The following is a 23271-nucleotide window of genomic DNA, read 5'->3' on the forward strand; positions in this document are numbered from 1 at the left end:
AACGGCAGGATCAAGTGATCGGAATAAACCGAAACGAGCGATCGCAATCACCGAAATACGCATTACGGAACCTTTCCCTTCACTATAATTCGAGTATTAGATACTAGAGGCATACGATTACTCCTATCTGTTAAGTTTCTACATAACGAAGACTAAGCCTGTAATTTCCAGAACCAATGAAAACAAACATAAGAAAACCTTTATATGCCGACAAAAATTTCTGAAAATATGAAATTTAACGCGTTTACATAAAGTCATTTCTTCTCAATCAAACAATACTGATATAATCAATTGTAAAGATAGTGATAACGTAGCAAGAATGAGATAGGTTTAATGCCTTTAAATCTACCCTCTCATTGACCATCACGCTACCAAATCATAAATAACTAAATTATTATCAGAGGCACTGAATGAGTGATATAGAGCAATTCTCAAAGCTTCGTTATATGAATACCAAAATTCAGTTGGAGTCTTTGGTAGTTAATTTTCAAGAACTGACTATTACAACACCAAATCAAGACAATTCAACAGCGCTTAGATTGAAAGAGGCAGAACTGCTCGCACTGTTGTGCTATTCGTATCCTGAAGTCCTCAATCGTTCAATGATAATTGAGGAGCTTTGGTCAGCAAGCTATGCTACAGACCTATCTGTAAATCAACTTATCAATAGCGTTCGACGTAAACTGGGGCCCCAGAATAAGCTGATTGTAAAGACTGTACCCAAAGTAGGGTATAAGCTACAAATAGAGCCCATTGTTTTGAGCGAACACTATGAGAAAAGTGAGCAGAATACCAAGTTAACGAATATGCAAATCGCTCACTCTAATGTACAAAGCAAAAAAAACGTACAGCACAAACAGCCAAAGCGGGTTCTCATCAACAAGTTTAGGGTATTATGTCTAGCCGCTTTACTAGCAGGAATAACGTACGGCAAGTATAAGCACAATTTCCCATTTAACCGCTTACATCAAGTAAATGGTATATCTTTTACTTTCATACCAAATGAAGCTCAGCTAGAGAAAGTCAACTCCATTGATAAGAGCAGCTTATTCTTTGTTGATAAAATAGATGGAGATCTATACTCATGCTTAAGAAGCTACGTTTGCAAAAAACTTTGATTCTTTCAGCTCTGATATTTTCAGGGTACTACTTAGTCGAACTATTATGTCCAAATCACCAGCACTGCTTTGGTGGCAATCTTTGGAAGGTAGACTTTGACAGTACCAATTTGCTAATAGATGTAAACCAATCTGGCGTAGTTGTTTACAGAAAAGAGCCAGAACGAAAATTTAGAACATATTACAAGAGAAATTCTGCTAATCTAGATGGAAGACATGCTTTCACATTTTCTAACCAACATATTTTGGGTGAATCAAATTCTTACCTAGGGGTTAAAGATTCAATGCTTTCTGTTCGATTTGTAGACTTATATAACCAACAAGGGAACTGTCTCATCACCCTTCAGGTCAATGAAAAGCTAAATGTTCTGGAGCTTGAAAGAGTAAACTAATATGTATCAAAATTATTAATATAAAACAATATTTCGTTTACATTTAAATAAACAAAAAAGGCGGATATATTTATCCACCTTTTCAATCTATAAAATAGAAATAGTATCGATATACTACTCAGTTTTTGTTATATAACCAGCATCTCTTTTATATCACACATCTGTCTCAACGTGGTGTCTCTAAGTAATTTTTCTTTGTAGATACGAACAGCATGACGGTCACTATCGGCAAAGCATATAACAGGTATAAGCATAGCTTTCTGCTTAATGAGTTCTCTTGCGACCTCACCAAAGTCTTCGCTTTCAAGCTCCTGTGGTATAACCATATTTCCAATGGAAAAGAAGATGAACTTTTTCCCTTCATTATTTAGCATACCACTATCAAACATTGCAAACACCTAGTTTATCTTCACTATTTTGACAAAAAAAATGGCTTTCATTCTTGTTACTAACCATATTTTTATTATAGTACTGAACTGCTTCTTTTCGGTTCTTTTTCAAATGTACCATAATCATTTCGATTATCATTTTCTCACTTTCTTTTATCATAAAAATTCCAGTAACCATGGACTAAAACGCAAACAACCCTTTAATAGGTTAACTATAGATCCAAACATAAAAGAATTTGTTATAATTATATAAAAAATAAATAAAATAAAATTCAATACCAAAATCCAGTTTTTAAAAAATAAAATAAAATCATTAAAAGTTAAATTTTACATTATGAGACTAGGGCTGATATTTAAATAATTAAAGATATCCATTTGCTAATAATACTTTTCTATATCATATAGAACTTTCTTAACAGCTCGTGATCTATGTCTAGACTCCATTTGGGCTCTTGATTCATAGACTAAGAGATAGACAATAACCCATAATGTGTTGTTTCTATTGATTTTTTATAATGGCATAGCTTCAAGTGTAAAGGTACACTCAAGAGCACAGAATTCACTGGTTAATACAATAACTGGAACTAAAGTGTGAGTTGGGTAATAATGTCGTCAAATTTGGCAAATTTAGTAGCAAACGATTGTCAGTTGTGAATTTTGCATAGCGCTATGCCACACGTATCGGCCTAAGTCTTTGCACAAATCTGTAACCAAGCATATCATAACAGTAAGGATGATATTGTAGCTTGTGGAAATAAAGCCCAATGCTAGGATTTTGGGACACTCTATAGCAGCTTGTCTCAGATAATTGTTAGCTGAATAACGCTATGGAACTTTATAAAAATCAACAATATAACAAGTTTCTCTAAATTATATGACTGAAGCGAATAAAAAAATCACAAGAAGCTTTCAAATACTAGATTTCGTTTTGGTTGGCAACTCTTTGTCGGAAAATGATTTACGAACCAACCAAGATCTCCGGATGGGAACTCACGATCTGCTTACACTATATGAACTATGCTGCCATGCCGGTGAAGTCGTTCCAAAAGAAACATTAATTGAAAAAGGTTGGCCAGGAAAGATTGTTTCTGATAGTTCATTGACACAATCTATTCGAAACATCCGGACTTTACTGGGTGATAACGGCAAAGATCAACGTTGGCTAAAGACTGTTTCTAAGGTTGGCTACATGCTTGAAGCCTCAATCGTCAAGGAAATTGGTCAAAGCAATTCCGCTCTTGAAGTTAATGTTGCTCCCCCTAAAAAATCATCACAAAGTAAACATATACTATTTAGTGACACCAAGCACCACGCAAAATTCAAAATTGCCATCTTGAGTGTACTTTTGGTCACAACATTCAACGTATCTTATAACATCTATCAGCATTTTATTAGCCCTGAAAACATCACTGAGTACCCAGAAGTTGGCTATAGTAAAGGAGTTACGGAGGTATATTCAGATAGGCTTTATGCAGCAGCTGTAATAGGTGAAGGTATTGTAAACTGGCTAGATGAACAGCAGATTCGTCCTAAAAAAGTGGCAGTTTTACTTCTTAGGAAAAATCTATCTCTGGCTATAGTTGATAATGATGGAAATATAAATAACCGACTCATCTTACTGGAAGAAAATGTCGAAATAAACAAGCTTACCCAGCTTACCATTGACGAGATAGATGATGTTTTACGCTAGCCTCATTATTATTGCTTGTTTCAACATAATGCTACTCGTTATATATGGGATCAGTGGCGAGCCTGGCGTTGCTTACGATGTAAAGTATGAAATCAAACACATGTCTCGTAACTACAGTGGTAAAAGTAAAATGCAGCTCTATCTCCACGGTAATGAGTTTGAGTCAAAGTGGGTTGTTGAAGAAATGGGGGAAGACCATGAAGCTGTCTATTTCGAAAGCCACAGTAAAGGGGAATTCAAGAGACATGGCCGTAACATATACACCGTAAGCTACGATGAACACAGCTCCAATTTTCTTGACAATCAACGACTGCCCGATCTTCCAATCAGTAGTAATTTTTATAGTGCTGAACGTTATTTGTCGAGTCGAAATATAATTGAGGTTAAGAGCAGAAGTGATGACTATATACTCATCATAACCTTCTTAAATGGAGGACAAATAATGGCAATGAGGCATTATTGACCTCAGCGCCTTATTGACATCACTAACAATAAGGCGCATGCCGATTAAGCTTTAATGCAATGTACCGCTTTGTTAAACAGCATCAACTTATCTGCGAGTTTTCTCTCGACATTCGCAACACTCACTTCCCACTCGGACACCATAATGAGCTTATCCTTCGTTGTACTCATATAGACTTGCTCATCCGATACAAGCAATTCCATTAATTTAGGTGCTTTGACTGACAATACGCGTCGATCACGTACTGGGATCTCAACAAAGGCTCGAATGGTCTTATCATGAAGTGATATGAAGATCTCTTCTCCATCCACCAGCTCTATACCAATGGGCTCATTGCCTTCTATCCTAGACAAAAGATTTGCTGGTACCCCTAATATTTCTACCAAAGTCTTAAAGACTATTTCTCGTAACTTTTTCAACGTAAACTCCTAAAAAGACGTCAATAGTTTAATGTTTTACAACTGCCGAAATAGCAGATGGAACTGGTCATAAATATTGCCGCCGACTTGAGTCAAAAGCACAATAAAAACGACTAATTTTGCGGCCATTGGAAGGCCTGGATCTTGGACACTGAATACAGTCTGAAGTAAACCTACAACCACACCTGTAATAACGAAACTTAAAGAGAAAATAATGATTGCATCTTTAACTATGTCTAAACAAGCAGCGGTAACATCAATTACGGTCATCTGAGTACTCCAGATAATTTATCATTTTATGTTCATCAAATTCGAACAAATAATATTTGCTTCGGTACAACACTACATAACTATTTACTCTAGGATATTGCCAAAATATATCTGGAGCTAAGTGATAATTAGGCAGAGCCATCCCTGATAGCGGCGTTGGCTTCATTATCGAAGACACAGAGCTCACACTATCGATAGTGGTAGAATTTTCATTAGCATGGGAAGCCAAACTTCCTTTCACTGCATCGCCCAGTTTATAAGGAGCTCCACTGATACTGGCAGTAGGCAACGGATAAATAATACCACCTTTTGTTACCAGTGTTTGGTGACTAAATTTCATCCCATTCTGTTGGCGTACCTCGATATCTACTGGAGAAGTTGAGCTATTAGCCTGGTTTACTTTATGCGTTGATCTCAGTCCAACATCTTGTAGGGGAAAGTGTCTACTTAGCGAACCTAAGTAGGCCTTTGCCTCACCAGCAAGTGGCGTCTTTGCCATACCCAAAAGACTCGAAGAGCTTTCGAATTTAACTGCTTCAGTATTGCTAGAGATATTTTTTACGCTTGGATAAATTTTGTCGTCTCTACTTACCGAAATTGGAGTATTTTGCTTCGTATCCAAAGACGTTGTTATTGGCACTGAGCTATGCCACATTACTTTGTTTATCGTAATCAAAGGATATTCAGACCGTCCGAACGATGGTTGCCCTGCAACGCCTGTAGCCATAACAGTGTCAATCTCGTGCTTCCTATTTGTAGTCGATAGCTCGATTTCGTCGGAAGTCTTTTTCTCAAAACTCGACAAATTCTTAAGAGCCATAGCCATTTGATAGTCGAGCCCAGATTCATGAGATACTGTTGAAAGCTCTTTATCGCTCTCTAAAGGACTAGAGCCAGCCTGAGTAGACTCTTGATCAGTCTCGCTCAAAATCCGCTCAAAGTCTCCCTTTTCTCTTGGCGTATTCCTGCCAATAAATCCCTCAAACACATTAATCATGACTTCACATACCTCAACTCTTCACGAAGCTCACCAAGCGCATCTTTCCGTTTCTCTAGCCTTCGCTTCTCAGCTTCTACTTCTGCTATTTCTAACGCAACTTCTTCAGCATCTTGCCGATTAACTGACGCATCAAAAAACAACGATTCGATCGCTGATTTAGTGCTCTCCCGTCTCATAAAAAGAAGTTTCAGTGCATTTGGTTCGTCAATGACATTGAGTCCCTTTAAGTGCTGTTGCTGCTGCTCTATTTGCTGCCACTTTTGCTCTATTACACTTAGGAGATCTTGATACTGCTTTTTTAACTTAACCAATTTCCTTTGCTGCTTACCAATACGTATATCGACGATATCAATAAGCTGACCAAATTCCTTCCATTGCTTCGAGGGTTTGTTCATATTCAACTCCATCGAATCCTTGCTTTAGGAACGACATAATATGAGGATATCTGTCTATCGCTTCATCCGTTTCCAAGTCATTGCCCTTTTCATATTCACCGACTCGGATTAAGAGCTCAACATTAAAATATCGATAAACCATATCTTTTATACGCTCGGACAACTGAACATATTCTTCACTTTGGACCTTGTTCTGCAAACGACTTTTGCTCTTTAAAACATCAATTGCAGGGTAGCGCCCCGTTGAAGCAATCGTTGTCGAATATACTAAGTGTCCATCAATCAAAGACTTCACTTCATGTGCAATAGGATCGTCATCAATTTCTTTTTCAATCAAAACCGTAAATATTCCCGTCACTGAGCCATGGATGGAATTACCGCAACTTTCGACTAAACGAGACAAAGCTAGTGATACTCCGATGGGTATTCCCCCTCTAATTGGGGTATTGTCGAGCATTGCCTGAGCTCGCGCAAAACGCGTCAAGGAGTCAAAGTAGAGTACAACTTTCTTACCTTGTTCCATATAATGACGAGCGATAGAAACAGCCACCAACCCAGAGCGTACTTTTTCCAAAGGGTTTGCCTCAGAAGTTGATACAATAGTAATCGACTTTTGAATCACCTCAGGACCGATTTCGCCTTCTAGAAATTCAACCACTTCACGAGCACGTTCTCCAATCATGGCAAATATCACCACATCGGCATCCATGTTATTTGCCATAATCGAGACAGTGGTCGTTTTACCGGCTCCTGCTGGAGCAAATAAACCAAGCCGCTGTCCTTCACCTATGGTGAAAAGACCATCGATGATTTTTAGCTTAGTCGGAAACACAGTTTCAATGGGTGCTCGAATATTTAGCGGAATAGGCTCAACAGCTATAGGGAGTTCTTCAAATTCACCTGGTTGACTTAGATAGTCGTCCCCATATATCGATTCACCATAGCAATTAATCACTTTACCAACGAGCGCTGCTTCATTGAGTGGGAAGCAAAAACGTCTAGGGGTAATTTCAACCCTACCACCCCGCTGCACCGCACCTGGCTGTAACAACTTAATTTCCACTCTGTGGCCCGCAACTTTCATTACCTCACCACGAATACGCTCGCCAGTCACAGTACTAATAAAACACTCCTGCCCGACAAAAGTATCTACCGAGACATGACATATAACTGTGTCTTGATAAGACTCTTTAACCTTGAAGAAATGATTTAGCATTAGTCAACAACCTCGTACGAAATGGACACATAACGCTTGTACTTTCGCTTGACTTCATTGGTACTCTTAAACAGTTCCCCCAGTAATGGAATACTTGATAACACAGGTACACCAGTCTCTGTTGACTGCGTTTCAGTATTATCAAATCCGCCTAGAACAACGGTTTGATCTGGGTGTATATATACCTCTGATTCAAGTGATTGTGAGCTAACACGTGGTGGCTCGGCATCAGCTGTATCACTGTCTTCATCATCATCTAACGCTTCTTCAATGTAGCGAATTTTTGCTTGAACACTTCCAGAAGGTAGCAATCGACCTGTGACATAAAGGCTGTTATCCGCTTCTATCTGCTGAGTCTTGACTTCCTCAACCGATACCAGCTTGATCGTTGCCGTTTCTTTCTTACCAAAACTGCCTTGTTGGTTCTCAAGGACTAAAAGGTTGGTCTCGTATACGCCACGAGCTACACCGTTCGACGACAGCGCCTTGAAGTTTTGTAAGAACTCTTTTGTCTCAGTAAAGGGGTTAACGACAATATCGTAGATACCGTTACCACCGTTAAAATCAACGCCCAGATCTTCACCGCGTGTGACCGAAATATCATAGACTTTAAGTGAAAACAGTAACTGCTTGCGTTTAACATCGATCAATGCAGCAATTCGTTTCGCCAACTTCACTTCTTCAGGTGTACCACGAATTAACAGCGCGTTAGAGCCTGGTAATGGCTGAACTTTGGATGTTTTCTCTTCTTCTTCGAGTTCCTGTTTATCACTGTTTTTAAGCTTTACCTTGTAGGCTTTTTCTATTGCCTCACCATCGCTTACATTCTGAAACTGACCGATATTTACGATAGCAGAAGAGATAAGGCTCATTGCACCAGGAAAAACCACTGAAGATCCAAAAGTCTCTATTTGCCGATCCACAACCGAGATATAGTGAAAATTTATTCTAGCCAGTTGAAGATCGTTACCATTTTCCAAAAACTGGTTACGATCAACCATAGTCGCATACCCAACAGCGTCATTGACAAACTTGCGCGTTCCTGAGAATAAAATGGCATTGCCTCGCTCAACCAGTTTAACCTTGGTCGTAGCACTAATGTTAAATGTTTGTTTGAGCTCTCTCAGCAATTCTTTGGGTTTGATATTGCGTGGCTTATATGAATAGTTAATATAGGCTTGTCCAGATTGCACCGTAAGTGTGCCGCCGTATACATACCAATCAAAATCATAAACTTCTGATAACTGCTCCAAAAGCTCAGGCCCACTACCTGATAAAGTCTGTGTGATAAGCTGACGCTCTGTTTTGCTATCAATATCATCAACCAGCTTCACTTGCATATCTTTAGCAATGGCTTTTAATGCAGTTTGTAAGTCAATATCTTGCTGTTTTATCAATACTTCAGCTTGAATCAATGGAGCAATAAGAACCAAGCAAAGTAGTAAAAGCTTGTTACACTTCTTCATTTAGTATCTCTTTCATTCGTTCTTGGCTTTCTTTCATCTGACGTATACTGGTATTGATGACACCTTGAGTAACGATCATATCGGCAATTTCTTCATCAGTGAGCATAGGCTCATTCCCATCTTCAGTTTCAGTATAAACTTGATTATTGGTATTTTCAGTTTTATCAATTTCTTGCGCGATCGCCTCAAACTCAGACTGAGCTTCGCTACTTGATGTTAATGCTGCTGTATCAACCATCTCAATTCTAGTCATAACCTACCTTGCCCATCATTTGCTTAAATACATAAAACTGGTCATGCAACAACCAGAGATTCAATAACACAATCACCACTATCGCTTTGATATTTGGCGTGACAAATAGCGATAGCGACGCTTTCTTGAAAAACAGGTCCACATACCCACAGCACACTGTAATTGTCAGCATGATGATGATGTACTTGCCTGCAACAATAACCATCATTTTTAAGCTATCGGTAATTAAGAAGTATAGTGCTTCAAAATCCAATCCACCTGTATCTGTTTTACCCATAGTTATAACTTCAACTATAGGACGAAACAGGGTACCACTTTGCAGTGCGTATACTAAAAAGGTCAAACTTCCGAGCTTTGCTAACGCTTCTGATTCGTCGGTAAAACGTTTATCCTGAACCGACTGCTCATTGAGTAACAGTAGTTGCTGTATGACGCTTCCGACTGTAGAGCTAATCCAATACGGCACTGAAGAAAAAACAGCGAACATAAATACAGCGACCACCCAACCAAAGGTTGGCAGCTGTTCAAACTTACTCACATCAACAAAAATTGCCATTGCTATAGAAATAGCTAAACAGGTAATGTTGTCCAAATATAACCGAGTCGGGTTGTAAATTTTTAGAAAGAGGAAGAAACCCGCAAACAGCATCCAACTTGGAAATAACAACTCACCCATTAGCCCAATGCTCTGAATAGCAATGTCCAGCTATCTGAAAAATAAAACACTGCTAGTTTTATCGGTGTCGAGATTACCGTTGGCGATAACATCGTCATACCAACCCCACTAAGTACTACCGCAATGAGGAAATCTATACTCACAAACACCATATAAAGCTTAAGGCCCAACTCAAAACCTTGGTATAAATCAAGAATCAAATTGCCCAAAAAGAATTTAAACGTGTCATTGTCCTCATCAAAATTAAGCGGAATATCAATCATTGACGTCAGTTGCTCAGTCTTAGCTTCCGCTCGCTTGAGGAGTTCAGGGAAAAAGTCAAAAATATTACTTGCCAAATAATACATGGTAATATTTTTAGGCTTCTCTTCCTCATCACCCAAATCTAAAGGTAAATCTAATGTGTCTTCTTGCCGTAACTCTGCAAAGTATGGTTTTATCCGCTCAATACCTGGCTTGATATCGGGCCATATGCTATTCAATGCCATTAAAGCTGCAAGGAGGTTCACCACAATAGTCGGCGGGATCTGCTGTGTACCGACCGCATTTTTGATTATATTAAGAACAATGTTATATTTTACAAAACCAGAAAAACAGATAAAAAACACTGTAGACAGCAATGCCAGCACAAGTAAAATAACGAGGTTTGCACCGGAAAATGCATTATCTGGGCTAAGTAACTGCACCATAACTTATCCTTACTAACCGATATATAAGATAAGCGGGGCAAAGCCCCTGCCTAAGTTAGATATTACGCGCCGCAGCAATAATCGAATCTTTCACACCTTTAAGGGTTGAAGTACCCGTTTGAGCTGCAATACTTTGATCGGCCATCAACTGCTGAAGCTCGAGAGACTGAGAGGCTGAGAGTTGTAATACTCCGTTTGAATCTAGATGAGCAGGGTCATTTAGATATTGTTCGATCTGATCATCACAGTTTTGAATAAATGACTCAAAGTTATCGCTGATTTCTCCAGTCGTTAAATTGCCGTCGTTGTTAATGGGCGTAGCGGGGCTATGAACTGCCATAATTTAATTTTCCGTATTGTTTAGGTGGCACAAATTTACCAATCTCACTGACCTGAATGAAGTGAAAAAAGGTGACAAATCACGCCAAGCTAGGTAGCAACAACAAAAGTCACTTTTCATCATGTCAGAACATATGAAGAGTAATTATTCAAACACACTCAAAATGGATGCGTCTAGATTATTTTTTACGAGGATATTATCATCGTTATGTATGAAATTAATTTCTCCAAGTAATTCCTTTAGCGTCACTTGGGACTTTTGTTTGATCTGAACCATAGGTAAAATGCCAGCTGGTTGACGGCTTAACGATGATTCACGAGCACATTCTATTGTGTCTAATTGATACAAGCTTCGTGCCTCTTCCCCTTTTCTATTCAGCTGCTGATTTAGAGACTGTAGGATTTTCAGTGTTTCTTTGCTGTCATGAACAACCTCAAGTCGCTCTAGAGTCTGTTGATATTGAGAGAGTAATGTACTCATTGGCATCCGGTATTTCGCCATCGCAGTTACCCGCGAAGACTTGTTGATATTTAACATTTGACTTTGGCTTTGAGCTGAAGCACGCAGTTCTCTCAACAACCTAGCACCTCCAGCATAAGGCGCCATCATTTGTTTAAATGATGTCGAATGTTTGGGCGTCATATGAAACGCTCGTCGCATATTGTCCGCCCAGCGTGAGCGCCATTGAATCTTTTCATCGTAATGAATCTTAAGATCAGGAATATTTTCAGCTGCAATAGCTTTTGTCACCTCATGCCCCCCTTTATCTGCAGCACTCAGCAGTAGTTCAAGCTGGGTCAGTGCAAGACTTCTCACGTCAGGATGCCATGATGCTTTTTCAATCAGTGATGTATAGCCCGACACGACATTTTCTAACGCAGTGACTTCATGGGATGGTAGATCTTCACCTACCTTTTTTTGCAGTAAATCTTGCATTGTATCTGTTGTTTGATGCTTTTTGGTATGTACAGCTTTGAATGCATCACCCAATGGTTTCACCGAAATGAAGGTTTTTTCGTCGATAGCGGTTGGTAAAGCATAGGGAGCTGGTAACGGAAACAGCATCACATTTGCACCACTACTTAATTCAACATCAACACCTTTTTCTATATCTTGGCGTTTTAAAGCACTATTTTCCTCGCCGAATTTTATCTCCCTAACATCTTCGCGACTGATTGCTATGCTTATCCCTGCTTTTGCATAAGTTCTCGGGGCAACCACTGAAAAGTGAGGAGATACATCAATGCCCAGCTGGAGCCTAAACTCACTATTTGCCGAGACACCAAATTGGACCTTTTGCTTTTCTCGGTCAGTAAATTGCGTTTTTTCTAACTGCTCATCTAGACCTTTGCTAAAATCTCGCGTTCCGAACATATAGCCTAACGTTTCCTCTAGATTCCCATTGTCTACATCAAATGCAAAACTCTGTTCACTATCTTTCATTGCGGTCAATGCGAGTGTTGCTTCAAATGGCATAATAGTAACCAATGAGCCATGTTGGTACTTGACCAACTTTGTTAGGTCCTCGAGTCCTGCACCAGTCCCCGCCATGACAGTCGCGCCTTTCTCTCTTTTACGAACAAACTGGACTTGAGTTTTTCCACTATCCAGTGCGACCAGTTTGCAGTCATAATGTTTTTCATAATTGGCGACAACCCCTGCAAACCAACCTTGGCCCAAGGGATAGGGTAGGCCAAAGTGCGCAATACCCGCAAAACCACTGACCCCATGTTCGGCCGTCAAGGTCAATGAGTATCCTTTTTGCAATGCGCTGACTCTCGTCGCTAGCTGCTGGGTAATTTGTTCTGCTGGAAAGCTCTGACCCACCCATTTGTGCCAAATTTTCCCAATTCCACGCCTTGTATCCATCATTGATTCACCCAGACGAACTTTGGCTTTAGTGATTTTTTTTGCCGATTTAAGTGACGCTATGCTCTGGGTGACAGCTTGGTATAAATGCCCTTGGTTCTCAATATCTAACTTATGCGCCAGCAGTATTTTGGGTTTCTGGCTTGAGGCAATATCTGTCTTGATGTTATTGCTGTTATGTTTTGCCACAGTAGCCAGATAGAGCCGTGCATTGGCAACCGTTCGCTCAATAAAAGGCAAGTAGAGATCTAAGTCTTTCTCTTTTAGCGGTGTCGACTTAGCCTTGATCAATATATCGAGTAACTCACGCAACTGAACTAACTCTTTTTGGCTCGGCATATCGCCAAAGTTTGGATGGTCAGTGATATAAGTTATTCTTTTTTGAATAGTGGTAAAACGCTCTTTCAGCTTTTCTTGATAAGTACCATGCTCACTTTGAAAGCCAGAGTTTAACTTATTCAAGATGGTTAAACAGACTTCAAACTGCTTGCTCAGTCTCTTCTCAACAACTTGATCCAATGGCTCAATATCACCTTCTGTCTCAATCTTTGAAAAAGCTTCCCGTTTCAACACTTCGCGCAAGCGAAAATCCGTTTTTTCGCTACTAGTAGCCAAGCTCTGGTGCTCAACTTCCCAGTTCCACTCGGACTGAAAGCGTCTTAGACTCGCTAGTTCCGAGTTTATATTCGATTGGTGTGACATCAAAGAAGGAGAAGGCTTATGATGACTGACCCTTTCCTTTACCCAGCGCCCAGCAGTCTGTATCCCAGGGTCAGCCATTTTTAGGTACGAAAGCCAAGCCTCGTCTTTTCGCCCTTGGGCCTCTTTTTGTTTGCCGCTGCTATAACGGTGTTTCATTCCATCTATCCAACCAGACAGCGGAATGTACTGATTACCAATATGCCTTAATTTTCGACCAACAAACGGATTGGCATTGGAAAAGTGGCCACTATTGTTGATATTAAAATGAGCAAAGCCTGCGGGCGGTTTATCGGATACAACAGGAGTCAAGGAGCACGAGTCACCACTTAACGTAAGGTGAGTAACATCCAAGTATCTGATTTTCTCTTTGTTGTGGTCGTCTTTCAAAGTAACTTGAAGATGTGAACCACAGGACTTTATATGTTCAAAAGGTTTACCTGAAAACAGCTCTAGACCTTTTAGATTTAATAAAGCACTATGTTCATTACACTCAACGCGATACTGTCGTTCGTTTTCTGACCAAACGACATTTGCCGTTACACCACCTTTTAAAATAACGGTCGAATCCGGTAATGATTTAGAGTGTGTAACATCATCAGCAGCAATTTTCACTGTGACTTTATAGCGTTCTTGGATCGATTCAACCTTCATGTCGCTGGTAAATCCACCAGAGATGTCTACAATGCCGTGATATTGATCCGCACCACTTGTTGGAGTGGTATAACAAGCGTGAAGTTTGCCGTCATTTCCGACCCAAAGCTCGGTAAAATTTTTCACATTGCTTGGCGTAGCGAGCTGCAACTGGAAGTAGTTACTTTTCGACGACACACTATGCCGGATTTTCCTCAACAATCCTTTGTTTTTTCCCGAAATCAGCACCAACCGACCACCTTTAATCGATGCCATCATCTTTAGACCATGATTATTATCCATACAGGTAAGGTCAACAAAGTGCTTCGCCTCAATGTCTTGACGATTTACAGGTTGGAAAGTAGAGCTTGCAGAAATTGACGCTGCTTCTGATTGCGCTGGATTATTAGACGAATTGACTCTAGATAGCATAGCGACACCTGTTATTTTTTAACCAACAGGAACTATATACACACGCCAGCATGTATTTATAAAATTATTAATTATGATAGGACTTGAATAAAAGCACTAGTTGGAAAACAGATCACAATACTTTAGGTCTAGAGTACCGTACGCTTTTCTAACTAGTAGCAGTACTTTTTGCAGATAGAGAAGAGCAGACTAGGGTAACATCAAGAGTGTTACCCTCGCCAAAATGTGATGTTCAGCGAACCATCAGTAAAATTCCTGTGGTTAATGCTGAAGAAAGCAGTGACGCCGAGAAAACCAAGGTTAACCAGAATGTCCCACTTGTTGCTAAGTTTCCAACAGGTTCAGATTCCATTAATAATTGAGGAGAAGAAGGCAATGGCTTCACTGAACTGGCAATACTTTTTATCGATAGTGTAGGTATCTCTTCGGCCGAAAATTCTGCCACAGCTTCTTCGTCAATAATAAGCATGTAGCCTTCTTTCGGCACGGTTTTTATTTCGCAAGCAAGGCCCTCAAATAGCCCAAGTGATTTTCGAAGATTTGAAATCGCCTTAGTAAGGGAAGTTTCACTAACCAGCACTTTGCCCCAAACTTCTTCATGAATTTCATCTTTACTGATAACTTTATTGCCTCGTTCGCAAAGCAGCTTCAATATTGCAGCTTCACGTCCACCCAAGCTTACTGCCTGATCACTTGCAACTATTTCACGCTTTAGAATGTCAAAAATCACCTGATTACCCAGAACGTAATTTCTATCCATTATTCAACCCTACTTCCAGTTATTTTACCCTATGCTATTCACCCAAGAGATTAATAGACAACCATTAATAACTCGGAACCTCAATGCCAACATCATATTGGGTTTTGCTGATTCAGTTTATAATTAAGATTCGCGTACTCACGAACCATGACATCGGCCAGACAGAGAATGTACTAGTTTTTAAAAAAAAGGATGAAAAAATTATGAAAAAAACCGTGATTTTGTTAGATTTGACAATAAAAAAACATATAAATATAAAAATATCAAAAAAGGCAACCGTTTGCGGCTGCCTAAGTGTTTGATAGATAACAATTAATTTTTTTGCTCGTTAATTTCGTCAATTGATACGCAATATTGCTCATCAACCTTAATTAACGTACCAGTTGCGATTAATTCATTACCACTTTTGAGCATTACTTGCGATTGGACGAAATCTGTTAAAGGTTTTACCTGTCCAGACTGAAGCTGATTAAGCTCATCGAGCGTCATGGTGGTATGTCCAACCACCACATCAATAGCAATTTTCATCACATTTATCCCTGTTGTGACATGGAGACAACAGCCCGTCTTACATCACGTAACTCTTCTTGCGCAGATGAAATCTCTGTCATCATATTTTTAAATTCTTGCTGCTGCGTGTCCAAGTCGACTTGGATCTTGTCACAATACGCTGTCATTCTTGCGTTCATTTCTTGAAGTTGGTCATACGTAGCTGTTACACCACTAGTCGAGCTTGTATTGGTTATGACAGAAATATTGTCCTCTCCACCCGAAACTTGTCTAATAATTGCATCAATTTCGTTCAAGGTAGTTTGGCTCAATGTCACTCTTCCTTTCTTACCTGGTCCAAAACCGTCCTTAGAGTCAGCATCACTCACATTACCCAAAGCAGCAACCATGATCTCACCCCAAAGGCTGTTAATATCGGCTATCGCTTTGGACTTTGCTTCAATCTCTTTCGACAGTTTATCTGCAGCATCGGTTTGCGAAGTAATATACGTGCTCAAAAGATCATCGATAAGATCCAAAGGGTCTTTAAAACCCGATGAAAATAGGGGTTGTGAGGATGATGATGAAGCCTGTGGATTGGCCGCCGCTGCTCGCTGGACCACAGGGCTACTTTGTGCAATCACTGCCTCCATATCGTTACTTGACTCTAACGCTGCGACAGTCGGAGATACTCCAAAATTAACTTGTGACATACATTTCTCCTAATTAAGGTTGAATGAGATAAACTCGTGTTTGTTGTCCATCCTTAAAGACGACTTTGTCGCGTGTGATGGATTGAATGACCCCTAGACGTGGGACAGTGCTGCCTTCCCAGTAACGCCCCTGTTGGTCGTATATATAGCCACCAGACTTGGTGGAATAAAAAATCGAATATGGAAACTCGCTACTTGCAATAACTTGGGTTTCATCTTTGCGAGATTTAAGCTGAGCGATAACAGAACTCAAGCCTGCTGACTTTAATACTTGGCTTGCTTTGGCCCGATCCGAAACCAACCAATAATCACCTTGCTTAGTAAAGCTCAAGCCATAATCACCAAATAATGCCATGATCTGAATATCTTGCTCACGCGTATCAACGACAATTTCATCTCTATCTGCTTTTGACACCAACCGACCAGCTAACGGCTTACCGGTATATTCAGACACTAAGTCGACATCGAGTCGGCTCACTCTTAAGTACTCATTAGACTCTACGAGTGTAATATTGTGCTGGAGAAATTCTGGTAAACTGGCGACCACATTTTGATCGAACGCGAACAATTCTCCATCTTTAATATAGCCCGACCCAATGATATCTAAATAGTGAGCAACCTGAGACTGTTGATGGTTAATCACACCTAAATAAAGCGCAGCTGCTGTAGCAACATTGAGCACAAAAGTAAAAGCAACCAACACTTTATATTGCCTGAAACGATGTCGTCGTAATGCAGGTCTTCGATTGCCCTCTTGGAAAACAAAGAAGCTCAACCCTTTAAATCGGTATAGACGGTTGGCGTTTAAGGTTTTGACTTTATTTCCACGCAACAAACCCGTCGCGTGGACCTTTTTATCTTTTACTTCAAACTTTAGCTCAGTGGTGCTAGAAAAGTACTCTGGAACTGACAACAAATTTTCAGCTCGTGCTTCTTTATTCCCTGTCAGAACAAAATTCTGCTCAACAGGTAGGCATACACCATTTAAATGGCCATCTACAAATTCAATCAACCACATGACTCTTGATCTCGATGTGCAATAAGTCAGCTTGAGCAGCAAACTGACTAAGCAGTTGCTGAAGTTTTTGAGGGTGTTCAGGAAGGATAAAATTACTTATATAATAATCTTTATCTGAGATTCGACCGATATAACCATTTGTGGTAACGCGAAAATCCGCATTCAGCTGAACCGCCATTTCTGGCGTCAGATCCTTACATTCCAACTCCGACAACAAAATTAACTGCCCTTCAAGTCCAACTCGTGATCCATCTTCAACAACAATTTGTCTCTCTCCATAGTGACAAACCAGAACATTATTGCCATCAATCTTGAGCTCACCGCTCTGGTTAAGATGTACAAATTCATTTATTAACAGAGAGAATTTTCTATTTTTCATACTTTTTTAGTTTTACCTCAATCATAAAACGCCTTTGTGTTACTCTCTGTTTGGGAGTAGATAAGCCATTTTCAACACTGCCTCGAATGTAAATGGGGACATTTCTCAGCCCTTCTTCAATCAGAAAGTCACGTGTTACTTTCGATCGTTTGTCAGCCAAAAAGCGATTTGTCTCGTAGTCACCTGATGAATCAGCAACACCGTAAACAGTCAAAGACTCAACTGGCCATTTCTGCAACTCTTCAATAGTAGCAAACAATGTCGCACGACCTTCATTTGTGAGCTGATATTCATTTACAGGAAACAAGCTTTCGAATTTCAATAACAAATTCGAATTGTCGAGTACGCTGGTTGACACCCCGTAAACGTTTTGCCATTCATCCCCACCAAAAGCGCGGCTATCCTTTGGAGAAACCAAGTTGCTTGCTGCCGAGAAATCGCCTTCACAACTTTTTACTTCGGTCAAACCATAAGTATTAAGGTTAGCAATAAAAAAGCGATTAGGTTCAGTTGGCTCTGCTACCTCAACACATGCTTTATGATGAGGCGAACCTTCAGCATATTCTGGAGCCCTTCGGACCCAAAACTGAACATTATCGGCATCGGCGACTTCAACCATAACTAAGTTATAAACGTCAGGTTTCCAGTCATAATCCAAAATAAGGTTGTCATCGCGAATCTGGTTACTACACCCACTAAGCACCACTAATAGTGTTGAAGTGAGACTGATTGATTTGGTCATTTTCATTTTTTCTGCCGCTTTTTAAGAGCTGAAATTATCATGGCTACATCTCTATAAAACTCTTTAGGTACAAAGTCTTCACCATGTTTCATCTTACGATAAAATGCTCGAGCTAATGGTTTGTGCTCAATAATAGGAATATTCATGGCTATCAAACGCGCCTTTTCTTCTTGCGCCAACTTATTTGTACAAATTTTTAGTACCACAGGCGCTTTGTCGATATTCCTGTCATAACAAATAGGGACAAGAATGTGAGTCGGATTCGCTAGAGCAAAAGTTGGCCTTCTACCCTTGGTTACTGGGGAATCCATAATCTCTCGCATTTTACGTTTTCGCTCAGATTTAATTTCCGGCGATCCTTCGGTTTCCTTCATCTCGTTTTTCATTTCCGTGAAGGTCATCCGGTTTTTCCGCCTAAAATGGTACTGCTCGATTAAGAAATCCACACAGCCCACACTGACGCCGTAAACAAAAAACAGTAGGGAAGCCAGCAGCATGTAGAAGATAAAGTTATAAAGGAAAAAGCTTACATTGTTGACCTGCTTGAGTGTATTAAGCTCATAACCCGCTACATCAAATACGTACTTCAAAAGAAAAAGTAGGAACAAAAGTTCTAGTACTTTACGTAATGACCGTGACATCGCCTCCACACCGAAAATGTTTTTAAACCCATTCACAGGATGAATTTTTTCCATTTTCAGTCCAAGAGATTCTGTGTTAATAACAGTTTTATTGATAATAACCCAGTCAATAACCGCCATGATGAGCTTTACTAGCATCAAACTTCCTATCACTGCTGCAATCAAGGAATACATCAGATTGAAACCAACACTGATATCGGAATAAAGCATCTCTTCTATCCAGTAATTAGCGTTTTCAAACATCAGATAGATAACGCCGATAAACACAATAGCAAATACCACTAGCTCCAGTGTTGGCTCAGCCAATTCTGTTTTTGGAAACTGGCCTTTCTTTTTGAGATCACGCAGTTTCTTTTCCGTCGGCGGGTATTTTTTTGGTTCAGTCGATTCCATTTAACGCCCCTTTAAGATGCAACCTGAAGAGGCTCGGAACTCGCTACATACGACTGATCTGTAATGTCTCCATGACTGCATATCAGTAATGTTGACATAACCTGCTGGAAAAATGCTTTTACTGGGTTAATTTCATTGTCATTGACAATTAAAATTGGTTTACGCCCATATTGAGTTGTCAAACGCAGAATTTCTTTTCTCAATCCCTGCTGTATCGAGATCAATCGATCAACATCTTCAACTTCACCCATCACATAAGATTCGATAGCTTCTGTAATTTCTGGCGATAGTAAGGCGACATGGATGCCTTCTTGTCCAGCGAGTAGTCTTGAAGTGATTTCATAACGAGCCTGACTACGTATTCTAGTTAACCAGTTTTTCGGTTCACTCTCTACTCGAGACCAGTATATTAAGGCCTCGAAAAAGCTTACTCGATCTAAGTAAAATTCTGGTGCACGAATCATTTCTTTCAAGACATCGTGAACGCGATTTAGTCCGATAGCCGAGTCAATCTCATTTTTCATGACCTCGCTCTGAGCTGCAAGGCCTTCGATAATATTACTGGTGTATTGAAGGTTATACTTCTCGACCATACGTTTTCTAAGAAAGTAGTTAGCAACACTTGATATATTGGCAGTAACCTCATCATGACGGATAATAACTTCATCACCCAGCACTTCTATCATTTCATCTGACTGATCTTGGCGAAATTTGAATACACAAATATCAGAGATATATACCTCTATATCACTCTCCATCTGGCTATTAAAATCAATAGCAGGAGTACCAAGCGCCTGCCCCCAAAGAACACGCTCAATATCTTCGACTCTGTGCTGAACAACAACTTGATGACTGGTATCGCGCAATACAAATTTTAATGATTCATAAAGGCCAGACCCCGTAGGTTCAAAGCTCATAACACCAACAGGTTCACCTTGTTTTCGCCAAAGCAAAAACGCAACCAATACACACACAAGTGCCAGAGGCAAACATACGTAGAGCAAGTTGCTATTGAGCGCCCCTAAGACAAGAATCACCCCACCGATAATCAATAAGCTTTTCCAGAAAGAGCCAATCTGTGTCATTAGCTGTCCCATAAAGGGACTGGATTCTTCTTCCGCGCCCTTAATCCGCGTAAGATACACACCACAAGCCATGGATAGAAGTAAGCTTGGTATTTGTGACACCAGCCCATCACCAATGGTCAGAACGGAAAAGCGGCTAACACTATCAGACAAAGACAAGTCAAATTGATTAATACCAACGTAGATACCACCAAATAGGTTAACTAAGCTGATCAGAATACCGGCAATTGAGTCACCTTTTACAAACTTCATCGCACCGTCAAGTGAACCAAAAAGTTTATTCTCCGTACTCAAATCGGCACGCATTTTCTGAGCTTGCTCTCCGGTAATTAGACCACTTTTTAAATCACCATCTATGGTCATCTGTCTACCGGGCAAAGCGTCCAAAGAGAAACGCGCGCCAACTTCCGCTACTCGCTCACCGCCTTTGGTCACAACCAAAAATTGAACAATCGTGATAATGACAAAGATCAGCAACCCTGAGATTAGATTACCGCCCATAACAAACTCACCAACTGTCTCGATCACATGGCCAACATCTTCGTTAGCGATGATATTACGAGTCGTTGCGATAGAGAGTAACAGACGGAATGTGGTGAGAAGCAACACTACCGTTGGTAAGAAAGTCACTTTTAGCGGCTCATCATTTTCCAACATTATCACCAGCAATAAAGCAGAGCTGATAAAACTCACTAGAATAAATGCGTCAATCACACTACCTGGCAAGCTAACCAAAATGATGGTAGGCAATAACAGCGCAATAATGACACTACTGGGGTTGAACAGTAACGACTGTCCTTTAAAAAGCTTCTTCATAATTGGTCCAAGCTCGATCTCAACTCGGCAATTAAGCTAGCCGTGTTGATACTAACAATACTGTCTTCATTCTCAATCGTTAACGTCACACCATCTTCTTCAATGGTTTTTTCTACTGATAGATTTTTCGCTTCGTCTTCAACTTCGGCATGGAGTACTTCAATCAAGTGGCTAATCAAATGCTCACTTTGGTTTAGCTTTACCAAACGTGCTTTCACCGCTGTTATGACGGATTCTTTCAACTCTTCTTTAAGTTCATTAAGTTGTTTCTGCTGTGCACTCAACAATTCAGCGAGCTTAGACTCCGCATTATCAAACCAGTCATTTTGCCATTCGACCCAGTTTTCAATCACATTATTGTATGACTCTTCGACATACTCATTGAGTGCTTTTTCCTTGTCCTCAATCATCTGAATGACTTGCTGCTCAAGAATAGATTGACACTCATCTGCATGCTCTTGCATTGCCATAACAAGCGCCTGGGCTTCCTGAAAACACCGGACGTCGGACTTTTTAATAATGTTAGAATTACGACTGCGCTTAAACGTGATCTTAGGAATCACTCGCTGCTCTGGTTCAAGTTCAATGTACAAAAGAAACACCTCATTTCATCAGTGGCGCTAAGCTTAATCGACAAGGCATTTACGGCTCAAAAGAAAAAAAAAGACTAAATCTGAACTTAGTCTTTTTTTACGGTATGTAGGATTTAGGAAGGTTTATTCATAGAGCCTGTGAAACTTCGTCTTATCAGCAGCATGGAAAGCGAACCCACCGAAAATATGCAATCCACTGGTTCCCTCCGTCTGTTTACCTTGCATGCTTTGCCTTGCTAAATTTTGCATATTTACAGAATGAATGGTTGGTTGACGCAATCTATTCTTTGAATTAGACCAAGAACCGACACTTAATATCACCTTATCGTCATGGTTACCATAAGACAGAGTCTTTTGGCCATTATCTTCTTTCAGGATTGAAACTTTCTGATTTTCCCTTTCTTTACGCACCGCAGTCCTAGAGTCGATCGGTATAACCAGTTCCGTCCTGAACCGACCAGCGTGATTGTCGATACCAGAGTTGACCGGTATATTCAATTCTGTTCTGAACTGGCCAACGTGATTGCCGGTACTAGAATTGACCGGTATGTTCAGTTCTGTCCTGAACTGGCCTACGTGATTGTCGCTACTAGAGTTGACCGGTATGTTCAGTTCTGTCCTGAACTGGCCTACGTGATTGTCAATCTTAGACTCTAACTTTGTGGTAGAGATTTCTCCGGTAATTTTTGAACCTTCGGCCACTGTAAAATCTCTCTTTCTGGAACTGACTTCAAACTCAGTATCGAGTTTATTTATCTTTTCTCCAGAATTATGCTCCACACTTACGGCATGCGCATCTATGCGCTCTGGGCCGTTCAAGATCTTTGCTCTAGCGTCCTTAGTTTCTGGGGCATTGAAAAAAACGTCATCGTCGGTTTGTGCCTCACCACTAGGGCTGTTCGCTATCCTGACTTTTTCATGGTTGTTATTACCTGTGTAGTTCGCACCTCTGTACGCCCCACTGCCAATCACACCGCGGGCTGGCTCCACGGTTGGCCAATTACCGTTACCGTCGCTTTGCGGAACTACCACTTTATGACCACTCTCAGGCACAGGCGTTGAAGCATTCGAGATTATCTGGGCTGTCTTGACTTTTTTTCTGTCGTCCTTCGGCTCTGGGGCATTGAAAAAAACGTCATCATCGGTTTGTGCCTCATCACTAGGCCTATTACCGTTGCCATCGCTTTGCGGAACAACCACTTGATGACCCCTATCAGGCACAGGCGTTGAAGC

Annotated in this window: 26 protein-coding genes; 4 read left to right on the forward strand and 22 right to left on the reverse strand. The window is 40.4% G+C overall.

Annotated elements, in window-relative coordinates:
- The first annotated feature begins 410 nt into the window (after positions 1–410).
- Both QQK21_RS06335 and QQK21_RS06340 read left to right on the forward strand, forming a co-directional pair.
- Positions 411–1118, forward strand: coding sequence for a winged helix-turn-helix domain-containing protein (locus tag QQK21_RS06335; RefSeq protein WP_284191360.1), 708 nt, complete (start codon positions 411–413; stop codon positions 1116–1118).
- Positions 1085–1510, forward strand: a complete 426-nt coding sequence (locus tag QQK21_RS06340) for a hypothetical protein (RefSeq protein WP_284191361.1) — start codon at positions 1085–1087, stop codon at positions 1508–1510. The genes QQK21_RS06335 and QQK21_RS06340 overlap by 34 nt, the downstream gene beginning before the upstream one ends.
- Positions 1511–1638: 128 nt before the next feature.
- Here the strand turns inward: QQK21_RS06340 and QQK21_RS06345 are convergent, their stop codons facing one another.
- Entirely contained in the window at positions 1639–1899 is a 261-nt protein-coding gene (locus QQK21_RS06345) for a hypothetical protein (protein ID WP_284191362.1), read from the reverse strand.
- A gap of 874 nt (positions 1900–2773) precedes the next feature.
- Between QQK21_RS06345 and QQK21_RS06350 the strand changes: the two genes are divergently transcribed.
- A complete protein-coding gene (locus QQK21_RS06350; RefSeq protein ID WP_284191363.1) occupies positions 2774–3589 on the forward strand; it encodes a winged helix-turn-helix domain-containing protein in 816 nt (271 codons plus the stop codon).
- On the forward strand, positions 3573–4052 hold the full coding sequence (locus QQK21_RS06355; RefSeq protein WP_284191364.1) for a hypothetical protein: 480 nt from the start codon (positions 3573–3575) through the stop codon (positions 4050–4052). Before QQK21_RS06350 ends, QQK21_RS06355 begins: the two co-directional genes overlap by 17 nt.
- A 44-nt stretch (positions 4053–4096) precedes the next feature.
- Here the strand turns inward: QQK21_RS06355 and QQK21_RS06360 are convergent, their stop codons facing one another.
- The 21 genes from QQK21_RS06360 to QQK21_RS06460 all read right to left on the reverse strand — a co-directional run.
- Positions 4097–4471: a hypothetical protein gene (locus QQK21_RS06360; protein ID WP_284191365.1), complete on the reverse strand. Its 375-nt coding sequence runs from the start codon at positions 4469–4471 to the stop codon at positions 4097–4099.
- 36 nt (positions 4472–4507) lie between these two features.
- Entirely contained in the window at positions 4508–4741 is a 234-nt protein-coding gene (locus tag QQK21_RS06365) for a flagellar biosynthetic protein FliQ (protein WP_114783466.1), read from the reverse strand.
- On the reverse strand, positions 4728–5738 hold the full coding sequence (locus tag QQK21_RS06370) for a hypothetical protein (protein WP_284191366.1): 1011 nt from the start codon (positions 5736–5738) through the stop codon (positions 4728–4730). The genes QQK21_RS06365 and QQK21_RS06370 overlap by 14 nt, the downstream gene beginning before the upstream one ends.
- Positions 5735–6136 (reverse strand): hypothetical protein, encoded by a 402-nt coding sequence (locus QQK21_RS06375; RefSeq protein ID WP_284191367.1) that lies wholly within the window; start codon positions 6134–6136, stop codon positions 5735–5737. The genes QQK21_RS06370 and QQK21_RS06375 overlap by 4 nt, the downstream gene beginning before the upstream one ends.
- Positions 6090–7352: a type III secretion system ATPase VscN2 gene (gene vscN2, locus QQK21_RS06380; RefSeq protein ID WP_284191368.1), complete on the reverse strand. Its 1263-nt coding sequence runs from the start codon at positions 7350–7352 to the stop codon at positions 6090–6092. The genes QQK21_RS06375 and vscN2 overlap by 47 nt, the downstream gene beginning before the upstream one ends.
- On the reverse strand, positions 7352–8818 hold the full coding sequence (locus tag QQK21_RS06385) for a secretin N-terminal domain-containing protein (protein WP_284191369.1): 1467 nt from the start codon (positions 8816–8818) through the stop codon (positions 7352–7354). The genes vscN2 and QQK21_RS06385 overlap by 1 nt, the downstream gene beginning before the upstream one ends.
- Positions 8805–9071: a hypothetical protein gene (locus tag QQK21_RS06390; protein WP_284191370.1), complete on the reverse strand. Its 267-nt coding sequence runs from the start codon at positions 9069–9071 to the stop codon at positions 8805–8807. The genes QQK21_RS06385 and QQK21_RS06390 overlap by 14 nt, the downstream gene beginning before the upstream one ends.
- Positions 9064–9747: a type III secretion system apparatus protein VscT2 gene (locus tag QQK21_RS06395; RefSeq protein ID WP_284191371.1), complete on the reverse strand. Its 684-nt coding sequence runs from the start codon at positions 9745–9747 to the stop codon at positions 9064–9066. The genes QQK21_RS06390 and QQK21_RS06395 overlap by 8 nt, the downstream gene beginning before the upstream one ends.
- The gene (locus QQK21_RS06400; protein WP_284191372.1) at positions 9747–10436 is read right to left on the reverse strand and encodes a flagellar type III secretion system pore protein FliP; all 690 of its coding nucleotides are present in this window, start codon (positions 10434–10436) and stop codon (positions 9747–9749) included. Before QQK21_RS06400 ends, QQK21_RS06395 begins: the two co-directional genes overlap by 1 nt.
- A 55-nt stretch (positions 10437–10491) precedes the next feature.
- Positions 10492–10776 (reverse strand): hypothetical protein, encoded by a 285-nt coding sequence (locus QQK21_RS06405; protein ID WP_284191373.1) that lies wholly within the window; start codon positions 10774–10776, stop codon positions 10492–10494.
- A 144-nt stretch (positions 10777–10920) separates the two neighbouring features.
- On the reverse strand, positions 10921–14409 hold the full coding sequence (locus QQK21_RS06410; protein WP_284191374.1) for a hypothetical protein: 3489 nt from the start codon (positions 14407–14409) through the stop codon (positions 10921–10923).
- Between the two features lie 232 nt (positions 14410–14641).
- Positions 14642–15169: a winged helix-turn-helix domain-containing protein gene (locus tag QQK21_RS06415; RefSeq protein WP_284191375.1), complete on the reverse strand. Its 528-nt coding sequence runs from the start codon at positions 15167–15169 to the stop codon at positions 14642–14644.
- A gap of 312 nt (positions 15170–15481) precedes the next feature.
- Positions 15482–15697, reverse strand: a complete 216-nt coding sequence (locus QQK21_RS06420) for a FliM/FliN family flagellar motor C-terminal domain-containing protein (RefSeq protein WP_284191376.1) — start codon at positions 15695–15697, stop codon at positions 15482–15484.
- A gap of 5 nt (positions 15698–15702) precedes the next feature.
- Positions 15703–16371, reverse strand: coding sequence for a hypothetical protein (locus tag QQK21_RS06425; RefSeq protein ID WP_284191377.1), 669 nt, complete (start codon positions 16369–16371; stop codon positions 15703–15705).
- Positions 16372–16384: 13 nt separating this feature from the next.
- A complete protein-coding gene (locus QQK21_RS06430) occupies positions 16385–17389 on the reverse strand; it encodes a hypothetical protein (protein WP_284191378.1) in 1005 nt (334 codons plus the stop codon).
- Positions 17376–17768, reverse strand: coding sequence for a hypothetical protein (locus QQK21_RS06435; protein ID WP_284191379.1), 393 nt, complete (start codon positions 17766–17768; stop codon positions 17376–17378). Before QQK21_RS06435 ends, QQK21_RS06430 begins: the two co-directional genes overlap by 14 nt.
- On the reverse strand, positions 17758–18516 hold the full coding sequence (locus QQK21_RS06440) for an OmpA family protein (protein ID WP_284191380.1): 759 nt from the start codon (positions 18514–18516) through the stop codon (positions 17758–17760). Before QQK21_RS06440 ends, QQK21_RS06435 begins: the two co-directional genes overlap by 11 nt.
- Entirely contained in the window at positions 18513–19544 is a 1032-nt protein-coding gene (locus QQK21_RS06445; RefSeq protein WP_284191381.1) for an EscU/YscU/HrcU family type III secretion system export apparatus switch protein, read from the reverse strand. Before QQK21_RS06445 ends, QQK21_RS06440 begins: the two co-directional genes overlap by 4 nt.
- A gap of 11 nt (positions 19545–19555) precedes the next feature.
- Positions 19556–21445, reverse strand: coding sequence for an FHIPEP family type III secretion protein (locus tag QQK21_RS06450; RefSeq protein ID WP_284191382.1), 1890 nt, complete (start codon positions 21443–21445; stop codon positions 19556–19558).
- Positions 21442–22038, reverse strand: a complete 597-nt coding sequence (locus tag QQK21_RS06455; RefSeq protein WP_284191383.1) for a hypothetical protein — start codon at positions 22036–22038, stop codon at positions 21442–21444. The genes QQK21_RS06450 and QQK21_RS06455 overlap by 4 nt, the downstream gene beginning before the upstream one ends.
- 123 nt (positions 22039–22161) lie before the next feature.
- Positions 22162–23271 (reverse strand): hypothetical protein (locus QQK21_RS06460; protein ID WP_284191384.1); only part of this gene is annotated, 1110 nt, incomplete at its 5' end.

Origin of the sequence: Vibrio zhanjiangensis (assembly GCF_030161235.1) — a bacterium.
Taxonomy (GTDB): Bacteria; Pseudomonadota; Gammaproteobacteria; order Enterobacterales; family Vibrionaceae; genus Vibrio; species Vibrio zhanjiangensis.